The sequence below is a fragment of the Bacillus sp. SCT118 genome, assembly GCF_058566435.1.
Window position 1 is genome coordinate 475,427 of record NZ_CP191225.1, and the last position, 13,437, is coordinate 488,863.

13 protein-coding genes and 1 pseudogene are annotated in these 13,437 nt (G+C 41.7%); 9 read left to right on the top strand and 5 right to left on the bottom strand.

The window, feature by feature from the left end; genetic code table 11:
- The first annotated feature begins 101 nt into the window (after nt 1-101).
- Nucleotides 102-1,508, top strand: coding sequence for a right-handed parallel beta-helix repeat-containing protein (locus tag ACQVGT_RS02440; RefSeq protein ID WP_015483802.1), 1,407 nt, complete (start codon nt 102-104; stop codon nt 1,506-1,508).
- A 92-nt stretch (nt 1,509-1,600) separates the two neighbouring features.
- Here the strand turns inward: ACQVGT_RS02440 and ACQVGT_RS02445 are convergent, their stop codons facing one another.
- Both ACQVGT_RS02445 and ACQVGT_RS02450 read right to left on the bottom strand, forming a co-directional pair.
- On the bottom strand, nt 1,601-2,791 hold the full coding sequence (locus tag ACQVGT_RS02445; RefSeq protein ID WP_003227769.1) for an MFS transporter: 1,191 nt from the start codon (nt 2,789-2,791) through the stop codon (nt 1,601-1,603).
- 21 nt (nt 2,792-2,812) lie between these two features.
- On the bottom strand, nt 2,813-3,226 hold the full coding sequence (locus ACQVGT_RS02450; protein ID WP_003227771.1) for a MarR family winged helix-turn-helix transcriptional regulator: 414 nt from the start codon (nt 3,224-3,226) through the stop codon (nt 2,813-2,815).
- 224 nt (nt 3,227-3,450) lie between these two features.
- Between ACQVGT_RS02450 and ACQVGT_RS02455 the strand changes: the two genes are divergently transcribed.
- From ACQVGT_RS02455 to flhP, 5 genes are all read left to right on the top strand, one after another.
- Nucleotides 3,451-3,561: a protein usd gene (locus tag ACQVGT_RS02455; protein ID WP_010886628.1), complete on the top strand. Its 111-nt coding sequence runs from the start codon at nt 3,451-3,453 to the stop codon at nt 3,559-3,561.
- Between the two features lie 14 nt (nt 3,562-3,575).
- Entirely contained in the window at nt 3,576-3,857 is a 282-nt protein-coding gene (gene spoIIID / locus ACQVGT_RS02460) for a sporulation transcriptional regulator SpoIIID (protein WP_003221804.1), read from the top strand.
- Between the two features lie 165 nt (nt 3,858-4,022).
- Entirely contained in the window at nt 4,023-5,024 is a 1,002-nt protein-coding gene (mbl, locus tag ACQVGT_RS02465) for a cell shape-determining protein Mbl (protein WP_003227776.1), read from the top strand.
- A 162-nt stretch (nt 5,025-5,186) separates the two neighbouring features.
- Nucleotides 5,187-5,999 carry a flagellar hook-basal body complex protein FlhO gene (gene flhO / locus ACQVGT_RS02470; RefSeq protein WP_015251036.1) on the top strand — a complete coding sequence of 271 codons (813 nt, stop codon included), beginning with the start codon at nt 5,187-5,189 and terminating at the stop codon, nt 5,997-5,999.
- Between the two features lie 32 nt (nt 6,000-6,031).
- On the top strand, nt 6,032-6,841 hold the full coding sequence (flhP, locus tag ACQVGT_RS02475; protein ID WP_015483801.1) for a flagellar hook-basal body complex protein FlhP: 810 nt from the start codon (nt 6,032-6,034) through the stop codon (nt 6,839-6,841).
- A gap of 22 nt (nt 6,842-6,863) precedes the next feature.
- Here the strand turns inward: flhP and rapD are convergent, their stop codons facing one another.
- Entirely contained in the window at nt 6,864-7,928 is a 1,065-nt protein-coding gene (rapD, locus tag ACQVGT_RS02480; protein WP_014478211.1) for an aspartate phosphatase RapD, read from the bottom strand.
- A gap of 191 nt (nt 7,929-8,119) precedes the next feature.
- Between rapD and fabZ the strand changes: the two genes are divergently transcribed.
- Both fabZ and mscL read left to right on the top strand, forming a co-directional pair.
- Nucleotides 8,120-8,545: a 3-hydroxyacyl-ACP dehydratase FabZ gene (gene fabZ, locus ACQVGT_RS02485; protein WP_003221796.1), complete on the top strand. Its 426-nt coding sequence runs from the start codon at nt 8,120-8,122 to the stop codon at nt 8,543-8,545.
- 72 nt (nt 8,546-8,617) lie between these two features.
- The gene (gene mscL / locus ACQVGT_RS02490; protein ID WP_014478210.1) at nt 8,618-9,013 is read left to right on the top strand and encodes a large conductance mechanosensitive channel protein MscL; all 396 of its coding nucleotides are present in this window, start codon (nt 8,618-8,620) and stop codon (nt 9,011-9,013) included.
- 46 nt (nt 9,014-9,059) lie between these two features.
- On the opposite strand, the gene ACQVGT_RS02495 is transcribed toward mscL, so the two are convergent.
- Complete coding sequence (locus tag ACQVGT_RS02495) at nt 9,060-10,031, bottom strand: histidine kinase (protein WP_236822454.1); 972 nt, start codon at nt 10,029-10,031, stop codon at nt 9,060-9,062.
- 177 nt (nt 10,032-10,208) lie between these two features.
- Nucleotides 10,209-12,146: pseudogene (locus ACQVGT_RS02500) on the bottom strand (sensor histidine kinase); the annotation flags it as partial.
- A gap of 182 nt (nt 12,147-12,328) precedes the next feature.
- Between ACQVGT_RS02500 and ACQVGT_RS02505 the strand changes: the two are divergent.
- On the top strand, nt 12,329-13,405 hold the full coding sequence (locus tag ACQVGT_RS02505) for a response regulator (RefSeq protein ID WP_015384861.1): 1,077 nt from the start codon (nt 12,329-12,331) through the stop codon (nt 13,403-13,405).
- Nucleotides 13,406-13,437 lie beyond the last annotated feature (32 nt).

A 13,437-nucleotide genomic window follows, 5' to 3' on the forward strand; every position in this document is an offset into this window, starting at 1 on the left:
GTATCTGCCGGTATATTTTCATATTTTTGAAATGGTTTTCCATAAATAGAGCATTTATAATGGTTTTAGAAATCTATTCTAAAACGAAATGGGAATCGAAAATGAGAAAATGGTATTTTATCCTTTTGGCAGGTATTGTAACGTTGGGCATCCTCGCTTGTGTTTTTGATAAGACAAAGGCAAATGAGGAAGGATGCGAAGACTGCTTATATGTTTCTCCAAATGGCAGTGATCAAAATGAAGGAACAAAAGAAAAACCGTTTCGTACATTGGCACACGCATCTGAGAAGGCTGCTGCCGGCACAACTGTCATGATTCGGGAGGGCACGTATCATGAAATCCTTGATGTAAAGCACAGCGGTACGGACGGAAAGCCTATCACATTCCGAAACTATGAAAATGAAAACGTCGTGATTAGCGGTGAATCCCTTACGGACGCTGAATATGAAACACCTCTTATTCGTATTCACGATAAACATGACATTGCCATCAGCGGTTTAACAATTCAAGATCTTTCTGTTTCATCTGAGGAAGCAACTGCTATAGGGATTTATGTATCAGGGTCCAGCAGTCATATCGCCATTAAGGATAATCACATCCGGGGTATTAAGACAACAGCGGATGAAGGAAATGCTCACGGAATCGCAGTTTATGGGACTGGCAGCATGAAAGACATCCAAATCGAGGACAATACAGTTGAGAATCTGACGCTTGGAGCGAGTGAAGCAGTTGTGCTAAACGGTAATATCGACGGGTTCACTGTTGCAGGCAATCTGGTCCGCAACAATAACAACATCGGGATCGATCTTATTGGTTATGAGGGAACCGCGGATAAAAACGATTATGTGCGAAACGGAGTCGTAGAAAACAATACAGTTTATCAAAACTCGACTTACGGCAATCCTGCTTATGGAGATGAATACTCAGCGGGCGGGATTTATGTCGATGGAGGACACGATATCGAAATTAAGAACAACACAGTTTACGATAACGATATTGGGATTGAAGCAACGTCTGAACACAAAGGAAAGTATGCAAATGCCATTCAGATCACAGACAACAAAGTGTACAACAATGCTTACACCGGTATTTCAATCGGAGGATATGACAAAAAGCGGGGCGGCACCAGCAATTCTCTGATTGCCCGTAATATTATGTACCGGAATGACACAAAGGGACTGTACGGCGGACAGCTGCTGCTGCAGTACGATACGAAAAACAACACAATTGAAAAGAATATATTGACGGCCGGTGATTCCAGATTATTTATCGGAAACGATTTTACAGAAAATGAAGGAAATACGGTCAATCATAACGTGTACCACAAGGAAGCGGATCAAGACGGCATATGGATGTGGAAAAAGAAAGAATATGATTCATTTTCTTCGTATCGAAAAGCAACAAAAAACGATCAGCAATCCATTTATGCCGATCCGATGTTTCGTGATGAAGCGTCCTATGATTTTTCGTTAGATCCTGATTCACCTGCGCGGAAAGTCATTGAATAATATGCCATAAGCGGCGTTCTCTCGTTCAACCGAGAGGGACGCCGTTTTTTATATGTAAAAAAGACTGCCGGGATTTCCCGGCAGCCTGAAATTTATTCTGCAATAGACACTTTTCCTTCAGCCTCTGCAGGTTTTTTCTGGCTCCACGTGTAGAGAAGCAGGGCAATTAAAACGAACAGCCCCGCTGTTAAATAAATGGCAGAGAAGCCGGCAGATGCTACAAACAATCCGAATACATACGATCCTACAGCAATTCCGCTGTCAAAGAAGGTAAAGAACGTTGCCGTTGCAAAACCGGAGCGGTGAGCCGGAGATTTTTGAATCGCCAATGTTTGCATGCAAGGAACGATTGATCCGTAGCCAAGACCGATAACCGCCCCTGAAAGCAGAAGCATTAAGCCGCTATGTGTGAAGGACAGCATGCAGAGTCCAACAGAGAAAATCAGGATTGATGGGTAAATGACAATGCCCGGTCCGACTTTGTCGAACAATTTCCCTGTGAACGGGCGTGCAATCATCATTGTCACCGCAAAGCAAACAAAGAAATATCCGCTGATATCCGAAAGGTCAACTGATTTGGCGAATACAGACAGATATGATGTGACAGTTGAATAACAGAAAGAAATAAACAAACCGACCGTCGCAATTTTGAGTGCGCCCTTTTCAAACATATCCGAGAACGCAAAACGGAATACAGTCGTGCCGCTGTCCTTACTTTGCGGCACTTTTATCAAGAACGAAACAAGTAAGCCCGCAACCATAAACAGCGCAAAGGCTGTAAAGAATACAGGAAAGCTTACCACTCTCATCAAATTCAGACCAAGGAAAGGCCCGATCGCCATAGCGAGGTTCATAGACATGGCAAAGTATCCAAGCCCTTCACCGCGCCGTTTGGCTGGAATAATATCAGCGGCAATTGCACCTGTAACAGTCGTTAAAATGCTGAACCAAATCCCTTGGAAGAACCGCAATCCGAGCAGCAGGGAAAAGTTATGAATCGGCATATACAGAAAAGATGATAGGGCGAAGAGCGCCATTGATACAATCGCCATTCTTTTCTTCCCGAAACGCTCAACGATGGCTCCGGAGAAAGGCCGTGTAATGATCGCAGACAGAAGGAACAGGCTGATTAAAAGCCCGCCTTGTGATTCTGTGCCGCCAAGCTCTTGCAGTGTATAAATCGGCAATACAGTTAAAAATGTATAAAAGAACACAAACACAAATAAATTGACAAGCAGAACCATAATAAAATCCTTGGTCCATATCGCATCCGCTTTTTTCAAATGTATGTCACTTCCTTATTTTCATTGTTGTAAAAACATGCGGAATAAATGAGAAAAAGCTTCTTTATCTTCATCTCGGAAATCTGCAAGCAGCTCTTCCTCGAATTTCAGCATTTTCACATTGATTTCTTCGTATTTTTTCTCGGCTTCTTTTGTGAGGACAACAAGTTTTTCCCGTTTGTCTTCACCTTGCCGTCTCTGAACCCAGCCGTTCTCCTCCAGGCGTTTGATCGTCCGAGTCACAGTCGGCGCTTCCACATTTAAATAGGACCAAATCTCTTTTTGAGTCATTGGTCCGATCGTACGCAAACAATATAAAACTGACCATTGAGATGAATAAAGGCCGAATGGCTCTAGCTGTTCATTGGCTTTCTTGGCAATCAGGCGGGCGCTTTGGTTGATTTGATGAATGAGGTGTCTGTTGACGTAGGACATGTCGGTCTCCTTCTAAAAAACTTACCTAAGTAACTAATTGCTTATTTCATTTTACAGGAGCGATCAATAGTTGTAAAGATGAAAATTTAGTGACGCGAAATAGTTTGCTGAATCTGAAAAAGTTCGTTTCACCCCTTGTCCTTATTGAGTTTTTAGCATATTCCCAAAAGAATGCTAATACACTGTTACAAACCTAACAAAGAGAGTGTTTGAGGTGAGGGATCGTGGGCATATTTCACAAACTTACTTTTAAAACCATACAACGAAGAAGCGGCATAATGAACGACTCTTTACAGAATACGGATCTCATTTCACACTTCTCACATCCATTTTAGGGAGGTCGAGTGGTGTGCACGATTACATCAAAGAGCGAACAATCAAGATAGGGAAGTACATCGTGGAGACAAAGAAAACCGTTCGTGTCATTGCGAAGGAATTTGGTGTTTCCAAAAGTACAGTACACAAGGATTTAACAGAGCGTCTGCCTGAAATTAACCCCGACTTGGCAAACGAAGTGAAAGAAATACTCGATTATCATAAATCCATCAGGCATTTAAGAGGAGGAGAAGCGACAAAGCTCAAATATAAAAAAGATGAAATTCTCGAAGGAGAGCCTGTTCAGCAATCGTAATCACCTGGCATTGCCTTCTTGAAATCGTTCATAAAACATCCGCAAAAATTTGTAAAGAACTTATTGTGCTTCCAACTTTTTTTCTATATTTTATGATAATATATATAATTAGGGCACAATGTGGATATTTACTGTGAAACAGATTTTCAAGGAGGATATAAATAGATGTTTGCAAGGGATATTGGTATTGACCTCGGTACTGCAAATGTACTGATCCATGTTAAAGGTAAAGGAATTGTTCTGAATGAACCTTCCGTTGTTGCACTTGATAAAAACAGCGGCAAAGTGCTGGCGGTTGGCGAAGAGGCAAGACGAATGGTTGGACGTACACCTGGGAATATTGTTGCGATTCGCCCGCTGAAAGACGGAGTTATTGCTGACTTTGAAGTAACAGAAGCAATGCTGAAACATTTTATTAACAAGCTGAATGTAAAAGGCCTGTTCTCAAAGCCGCGCATGCTCATTTGCTGCCCGACGAATATTACATCCGTTGAGCAAAAAGCAATTAAAGAAGCTGCAGAAAAAAGCGGCGGGAAACATGTGTACCTTGAAGAAGAACCTAAAGTTGCCGCTATCGGCGCGGGTATGGAAATATTCCAGCCAAGCGGTAACATGGTTGTAGACATCGGAGGCGGGACGACGGATATCGCGGTTATTTCAATGGGCGATATTGTCACCTCCTCTTCTATTAAAATGGCTGGGGACAAGTTTGATATGGAAATCTTAAATTATATCAAACGCGAGTACAAGCTGCTGATCGGCGAACGTACTGCAGAGGATATTAAGATTAAAGTCGCAACTGTTTTCCCAGACGCACGTCACGAGGAAATTTCCATTCGCGGACGGGATATGGTTTCCGGTCTTCCAAGAACAATTACAGTCAACAGTAAAGAAGTTGAAGAAGCCCTTCGTGAATCTGTCGCTGTTATTGTTCAGGCTGCGAAACAAGTGCTCGAAAGAACACCGCCTGAACTTTCTGCTGATATTATTGACCGAGGCGTTATTATTACCGGCGGAGGCGCACTCTTAAACGGCCTTGACCAGCTGCTTGCCGAAGAGCTTAAGGTACCGGTCCTCGTTGCTGAAAATCCTATGGATTGCGTAGCCATCGGCACAGGTGTCATGCTTGATAATATGGACAAGCTTCCTAAACGCAAACTAAGCTGATTTCACAAACCTCATTCTGAAAAAGAATGAGGTTTTTTTATGAAAAAGCCTTCACGAAAAGATGTTAAATGACGATAATAGGATAAAATACTGAGTTTTTATTATAGAACGAACGTTCCTATATGACAACTGGAAAAAATGCCATTTTTAGAGGTGGGAAATTTGTTAAAAGGATTATATACAGCAACATCCGCAATGATTGCCCAGCAGCGAAGAACGGAAATGCTTTCAAATAATATTGCTAACGCAAATACATCAGGATATAAAGCTGATCAAGGCTCTATGCGCGCGTTCCCTGAGATGTTGCTCAGCAGAATAGAATCAAAATCTCCGGCCGGGACATCAAGGACGGAAATAGGTTCCGTGAATACCGGAGTATATATGCAGGAGCTCAAGCCTCTCTTTACACAGGGAAGCCTGAAGTCCACAGACCAGCCTACAGACATTGCATTGATCGAAAATCAAGTTCCGATGAATGCGGAAACCAATGAAAAAGCTGCTCTTTTTTATCCGGTTCAAACAGCGGATGGAATCCGTTATTCAAAAAGCAGCACATTTTCATTAAATGAGAACAATCAGCTGACGATCAACGGACGCCCTATTTTATCGACGGATCGCCAGCCAATCACTGTTGATAATGAGAATTTCACTGTGTCTGAAAACGGTACTGTGACAACGAACGGACGCACAGCCGGCCAGATTGATGTCAGAATGGCGGAAGATGTCCGCAATCTCAAGCGGGACGGAAATGATTTGTACAGCACGGCGGACGGTAATGATCTGCCAAGCGCAGCCGGAAATAATCAGGTATCCTATTCATTAAAACAAGGCGTCTCAGAGCTTTCAAACGTGGATGTGACAAGCGCCTATACAGAAATGACTGAAGCGTACAGATCGTTTGAGGCGAATCAGAAGGTTATTCAGGCTTACGATAAAAGTATGGATAAAGCAGCAAATGAAATTGGGAAAATTTAAGATAACGGAAGAAAAAACGGGGGACATCAACTATGCTCAGGTCAATGCTAACGGCATCAACAACCTTAAACCAGCTGCAGCAGCAGATTGACACAATCAGCAGCAACCTTTCAAACAGCAACACAACCGGCTATAAGGCAAAAGATACGAATTTTTCTGAGCTTGTCAGACAGCAATTCGATCAGGTTGATGAAAAAAACGAGGATGTGGCAAAAGCCCGAAAAACGCCGCCCGGCTTGCGCCTTGGCGTCGGGGCGATGATGAATTCACGCCTTGTCTCTGATCAAGGGAGCATTCAGAAGACGGATCGCGATCTGGACATCGCATTTACGTCTCCATACCAATATCTTCAGGTAAATGTAAATGGAAACCGCCAGTATACGAGGGACGGGGCGCTGTATGTAACGCCGTCCGCTGCGAATGCCAACCAGCTGCAGCTCGTCACTGGAAATGGGTATCCCGTACTTGATGAGAACGGCAATACAGTGAACATCAACAGCTCAATGAAGAATATCACCATCAATAAGAACGGCACCTTAACCGCATCTGACGGAAACGCGGTTCAGCGGTTTAATCTTGGCGTTGTCCAAGTGAATAACCCTCAAGAGCTGAAATCCGAAGGGAATAACCTTTTCTCTATTGATAATGCGGCAGCTTTTGAAGAGCTGAACGGCGCTAATAGACAAAACATCGGCATGCAGCAGGGCTCACTTGAGATGTCCAATGTCGATATTTCAGAACAAATGACAGATTTGATCACGTCCCAGCGTTCATATCAGCTGAACAGCAGAACGATCACAATGGGAGATCAAATGCTCGGTTTAATCAATTCAGTCAGATAATAAGAAAATGGGCGTTTTTCAATCAGCCGCGCATGATAAAAAAAGCGGCTTTTTCGAAATCGTCCTTTTTTTTGTAGTATTCCGTAATATCTTCTAACAGCACTTCTAAATCCACCCACGCCTCGATTTTTTCTAATTCAAGCACATATTCGAGCAGCTGCTCATAGGGGTCTTCGGCTGATGTGTAGAGGGCTTCAAGCGTTTTTAATTTTAAATAAATGGTTTGAATGTCTACCTTTTCAGATAATTCTTTTCCTTTTTGAAGGACGGCTTTAGCTTCTGTGATGTTTCCTGTTTTAAAAAGCGCTCTGACAGACTCGTACACACAATGAAGATATGAGACTGGTGAATTCATTTCAAATTCTTGATTCTTTAATACTTTTCTAAAGTAAAGAAGCGCTTCCTGGTCTTTTTTCTCGGTCGCTTTTAAAAAGCCAAGGTTATAATAAGCGTGGCATAGCAGGTTTTCGTCATGTAGTTGCTGGGTTTTCTTAATGATTTCTTTGAAAAGCTGTTCAGCTTTTTCATAGCGTTCTTGATCAATATAATTCACGGCGAGCAAAAGCTTACAGGTGATTACCTTTTTGATATAGCCGAATTGGTGCAAATAGATGTGTAATGCTTTTTTGACGTATTGGATGGAAAGCGGCGGTGATTTCATCAAGTAATAGGCGCCGGCGGTTTGATAATATAAATCAGCGGCTTCAAACGTATTTTGAATGGCGGCCAGGTACTGTTCAGCTTTTTTAAAATGATGTACTGCATGTTTCGGAGCTGTTTTTACCATCTCATATAACCCAGAGAAAAAATACAGATAATATTTCAATTCATCATCCATTTTGTCTTCCAGGCCATATAGGTCATCGAACAATGAATCGAGTCCGTTCTGGTTTTCAAAAAGCAGCTGATGGCGGGCCTGAAACAATTGATAACGCATCCAAAGTTTTGTGTTCTTTTTGATCTTCGGAAGGTGCTGATCAATTTTCTCTTTCAGTGTGCAAACGTGATTCATTTTGCGTTTGCTCATTGCGGAATACCACTCGTCTAACATGTTTAGCATTCTTTTTTCAATAAACTTCGAAATCATTTTCCTACCTCTTTGCTATTGGTAAAATCTATAATTATCATATCATAACTTTTGACGGCTCTCATTGACAGTTGGTTACATTTTAGCGCGGTTGAAAAAGAGATTAATTCATAATATACTTTTCAAATGTACAGATTGGATCTTTGATGATTGCTATACATACTAATGCAGATGAAGGAGATGTCAAGACAATGCTTGATACTCAGCAAATTAAAGAAATTATTCCTCACCGTTATCCGTTTTTGCTTGTGGATCGGATTACGGAAGTTGAAGAGGGCAAACGGGCAAAAGGCTATAAAAATGTAACCGCTAATGAAGAGTTCTTTAACGGACATTTTCCTCAGTACCCGGTTATGCCCGGCGTATTAATCGTAGAAGCACTCGCTCAAGTCGGAGCTGTTGCGATGTTGATTAAAGAAGAAAACCGCGGCAGACTGGCTTTTTTTGCAGGCATTGATAACTGCCGCTTTAAAAAACAAGTCAAGCCTGGTGACCAGCTTCACCTTGAGGTTGAAATCATTCGTGCCCGCGGCACAATCGGGCGCGGAAAAGGCGTTGCCACAGTTGATGGCGAAGTCGTTTGCGAAGTAGAACTGACTTTTGCTCTCGGAGAATAATTGAAAAAAGGCAGATGGCCAGCGGCACATTTGTCTTTTTTTCTTTACAAATATAGAAAAGCAGGTGATTGTATGTGGAGTGAATTTAAAGCCTTTGCCATGCGGGGGAATATCGTAGACCTTGCGATTGGTGTTGTGATAGGCGGCGCTTTCGGAAAGATCGTCACATCTCTAGTAAATGATATCATTATGCCTTTGGTCGGTTTGCTGCTGGGAGGGCTTGACTTTTCAGGCCTGTCGTTTACGTTTGGCGATGCTGTAGTGAAGTATGGCAGCTTTATACAGACGATTGTGAACTTCTTAATTATATCGTTCTCCATTTTTATCGTCATTCGGACTTTGAATGGGTTAAGGCGCAAAAAAGAAGCAGCAGAAGAAGAGGCTGCGGAGGAAGCGGTGGATGCGCAGGAGGAGCTGCTGAAAGAAATCAGAGACCTGCTGAAGCAGCAAGCAAAGTCGCCGGAATAAAAAAGATGCCGTTGGAAACGGCGTCTTTTTTTATCTCAATTTTCGTTTAAGTTCGTTCTATGTCCTTCAGTCCCGCGGGGCTTTCCGTTGTTTCAGCGAGATGAATGAGCATTGAGACAGAGGTGCCTGCATCCGGAGTGCTGCTGATCATCAACTCGCTGCCGCAAAAATGTTTCAGCCGCTGATTGATATTTTTCAATCCGACGCTGCGATCAAAATCCGTTGATAAGAGGTCTTTTTGTTTTTCCGGAGTCATCCCGGCACCGTTATCCTCTACTTTGATGTGATACTCATTTTTGCATTGTTTTTTAGCTGTCAGTTTGATCCATCCTCCGCCTCTTTTCTTGCTGACACCGTGAAGAACGGCATTTTCCACCAAGGGCTGAATCATTAAAGGCGGAAGGATAAAGTCAATATCTTCATCTATATCGAAAAGAACCTCAAGCCGATTACCGAATCGCGTCTTTTCTATAGAAAGATAGGAATTGATAATCGAAAGCTCATGTCTGAAGGAACTGATGGCTGATGTATTTTGAAAGTCAAAACTCATTCTTAAATAGTTGGTAAATTCCTCTGTTACCTCCCGGGCCTTTTCAATATCCAAATGAGTGAGAGAAATAATTGTGTTTAATACATTATAAAGAAAATGAGGCTTGATTTGCGACTGGAGAAATGCCATTTCCATTCTTGTGGCTTGATTTGCTGTATGTTTCATCATGATCAGATTTTGAATACGCGCCATAAATTCAGAGTAATGATAAGGTTTTTGCAAAATGTCATTCGCTCCGGCATGAAAAGCCTTGTATTTGTCATGGCCGATAATGGCAGCTGTAATGATCAGAACCGGAAGATCAACCATGCTGAATCGTTCGCGAATTTTCATACAGACTTCGAAACCAGTCATATCCGGCATCATCAAGTCCAAAATAACCAAATCAAGCTTTGTGCAAGAGATGATTTCTAATGCTTCCTTTCCGTTCTTCGCAGCAATCACATTGTAGGGCACACCTTCAAGCATATCGTTTAAAATTTTTAAACTGTCAATGTTATCATCGACAATCAGAATGGTTGGAGCGTCAATACTCTCAGAGTAATAAGGCGTGCTAAATGAGATATCTGATAGATCTCTCTCGGATTGTAATTCAGGAAGACGTTTCTTTGTTTCAGAGACAGATTCATTTTGGGCGATCGGCAAGGTGAAATGGAATGCCGAACCTTTTCCTTCTTCTGATTCGACCCAAATATCTCCGTTTTGGAGCTGAACCAGCTGTTTGACAATGCTGAGGCCAAGACCGGCACCATCGTCTTTATTCTTTTCGGCTTGCTGAAAAGACTCAAAGATGGTTTGGCGATCGGCTTCTGAAATGCCGCTTCCTGTATCTGCTACTGTCACTTTGATCATGTTATCGTTCAGTCTTGAAGCAGAAAGTGTGATTTGGCCCTCTGTTGTATATTTGATTGCATTGTCTACTAAATTGGTTAATATTTGGCGGAAGCGGTTTTCATCTGTGAGCACCAAAGGAAGATCGTCTGGGATATGGTTCATGATATTTAAGTTTTTATGTCTCGATAAGAGGTTGTAGAAATTCATTTCCGAACAAACTAAAGTATAAATATCAACAGGAACCGGGTGGATTTGAAGCATGCCTTGCTTTATTTTTTCTAAATCCAGGATGTCATTTACCAGATTGGACAGCCTGTAGCCCATGCGGATGACGAGCTGCATATTTTCTTTCTCTTCTTCTATCGTTCTTTTTCCCTTGCCGGCCAGCAGGGTCTGGCATATATTAATGATGCTGTTCAGCGGTGTTTTAAATTCATGTGATGTTTTGGCAATAAATTCATCCTTTAGCCGGTCAATTCTGAGCAATTTCCACGACAGCACTTCATTTTCACGGAATGCTCCGGCAAATTGCTGCGCCATCAGCAGAACGATCGCCAGCAAAGCGATAACTGTTGGCAATGAATAAATCGAATTAAAAGAAAAGGCTGTTTTGCCGCTGTAAGCTGAAATGGTGGTTAAAATGACAAAAGCACTCATTGATATAGAGGCGATGGTCAGATACAGACTTCCTTCCATTTTGCGGATCGCAGCAATCGTAAAAATATATGTAATATAAACCAGAGTCGAGACCGCTAGCACAGAATGTAAGATGTACGAGGCATGGCCGATAAAACCGACAGTTAAAAAATCTGTGACTAAGACCAGCCCGGAAGAAACGGTGGCTATGCGAATAAAACGCTTTGAAACAATCTCTCTGTAAGCAAAATAGAGATAAAGAAAAACCGCAATGCTGACAAGCACTGTAGAGATGGCCCTCAATGAATTTAGCAATGAAAATGAAATTGACGGATAAAGGAGAAATATAATCCGCTCTTTTCCGATCATCAGAATAATGAACGAAAACAGAAGACACATAACAGAAAAAAACAACAAATGTTTATCTTTTTTTCTTTGCAGGAAAAAGCCCAGAAAATATAATCCGGTAATGAAAAAAGCTGTAATCATGATTGTATCATTAAGAAAGGAAATTTTGTTTTCCCGGACTATTTGCTCCTGGGTGCCAAAAGTAATTGGCTTTGCGATTCCCCATCCCGGCGTTTTTCCGAAGTTCGAAAATTGTACGACAAGTTCATTGTCACCCTTGTGAAGCGTAAAAAAGCTCGTATATGGGCGGTTTTGTGCCGCAAAATCAGGTTTATCTGAAGGGCTGCCGCTTTGGCCAATGAATTGTCCATTAAAATAGATGCGATTGGCACTGTAAATAAACGACGTGCTGATCCCAAAAACCTGATTGTTTTGCTTTGATCTGATGGTCAGCTTGTACGTTCCGTAATCCACATTGATACCCTGCTTGGCTAGCTTCACATTGCTGGGGACATCAACGAAGAGAGAATCTTTTCCTTTTGCTGAAGCGATCTCTTTTGGTGACAGAATCTGATTTGGATACAATGTCCATTTTCCGTTCAGCTGTACATTCCCATCCTTCTGAAAATCCCAATTCTCCAAGTTCATGACCCCATGCCTTGCCGCAGGAAGCGTTGATCCGGAAAAATGGTCAATGGCTATGAAGCCCATAAAGAATGCAGCATAACCGAAAATAATCGAAGTGAAGATCAATTTCTCTTTCATATCATGGCTCCTTTATTCAAATAGGATCATTCTAAATTCCTACTTTTTTATAAATATTGTAAGTGCAAAATTTCAAAAACTACAATAGAAAGAAAAAGAATCCAGATAAAGGGGTTATTTGTCATGATATAATAGAAGTTATTTACTGATATCTCGATTTTACATATAGGGTGGGATGTTTTGTGAAAGCGTTAATTGTTGATGATGAGCACTTGGCATTGCTTCATTTTAAGAAAATGCTTGAACGAACAAACGCCTTTCAATCTATTATGGCGTATCAAGATCCGGTTGAGGCCTTAGAGCATCCTGAGACTCCTGCTGTAGATGCGGTGTTTCTTGATATTGAAATGCCGGGGGTAAACGGCATTGAGCTTGCTGAGGCGATTCAATCGATGAATGAAAACATCCAAGTCGTTTTCATCACGGCTTATAATGAGTTTGCTATCAAAGCGTTTGAGCTGAATGCCATTGATTATTTGCTGAAGCCTGTCATATACAAGCGGCTTGAGACAACTGTTGAACGAATCAAAACGAATAATATGCTCAGACAAAATGCAGAAAATACCGAGGCGCATTTTTCCATCCAATGTTTTGGGAGCTTGCAGTTTCATCAAACCTTAAAGGATGTCAAAACAAGCATTCCAGTCAAGTGGAGAACGTCGAAAGCACGTGAAATATACTTATTTTTGCTTCACAATCAAGGCCATGTGGTCAGTAAAGACATGCTAATCGATCTTTTTTGGCCTCATTACGATGTTTCAAAAGCAAGCACCCAACTTTACTCAACCATTTATCAAATACGAAAATTATTCAGCCAGATCCCTTTCAGCCAAACTATCGAGAAGACTGATACTGGATATATTCTTCGGCTTTCAGGCGCAAAAATCGATGTTGTCGAATGGGAAAAATCACTAAAAGGGGCGCCGCCGCTCAATACGGCTACATTACATCTGCACATGGATATTTTCATGTCCTATCAAAATCATTACCTAATGGAGCACGGTTATCTTTGGGCAGAACCGGAAAAGACGCGTCTTTCCCAGCTTTGGCTTGGAAAGGCCTATGAACTGATCGATTATCATATTCATGAAATGAACGATCATCAAGCGATGGACATTTGCCTGCAAGCGGAGAAAATTGAGCCTTGCGATCATAAAATTATGCAATACAAGCTGCAGCTATTCAACAAAAACGGGAAGGTAGAAGAGGCGATAAAAGAATATCAGCGTTATAAACAAATGAAGGATCAAATTAATTAAAGAACGCCAAACCAGTATGTGTCGATTGCCTT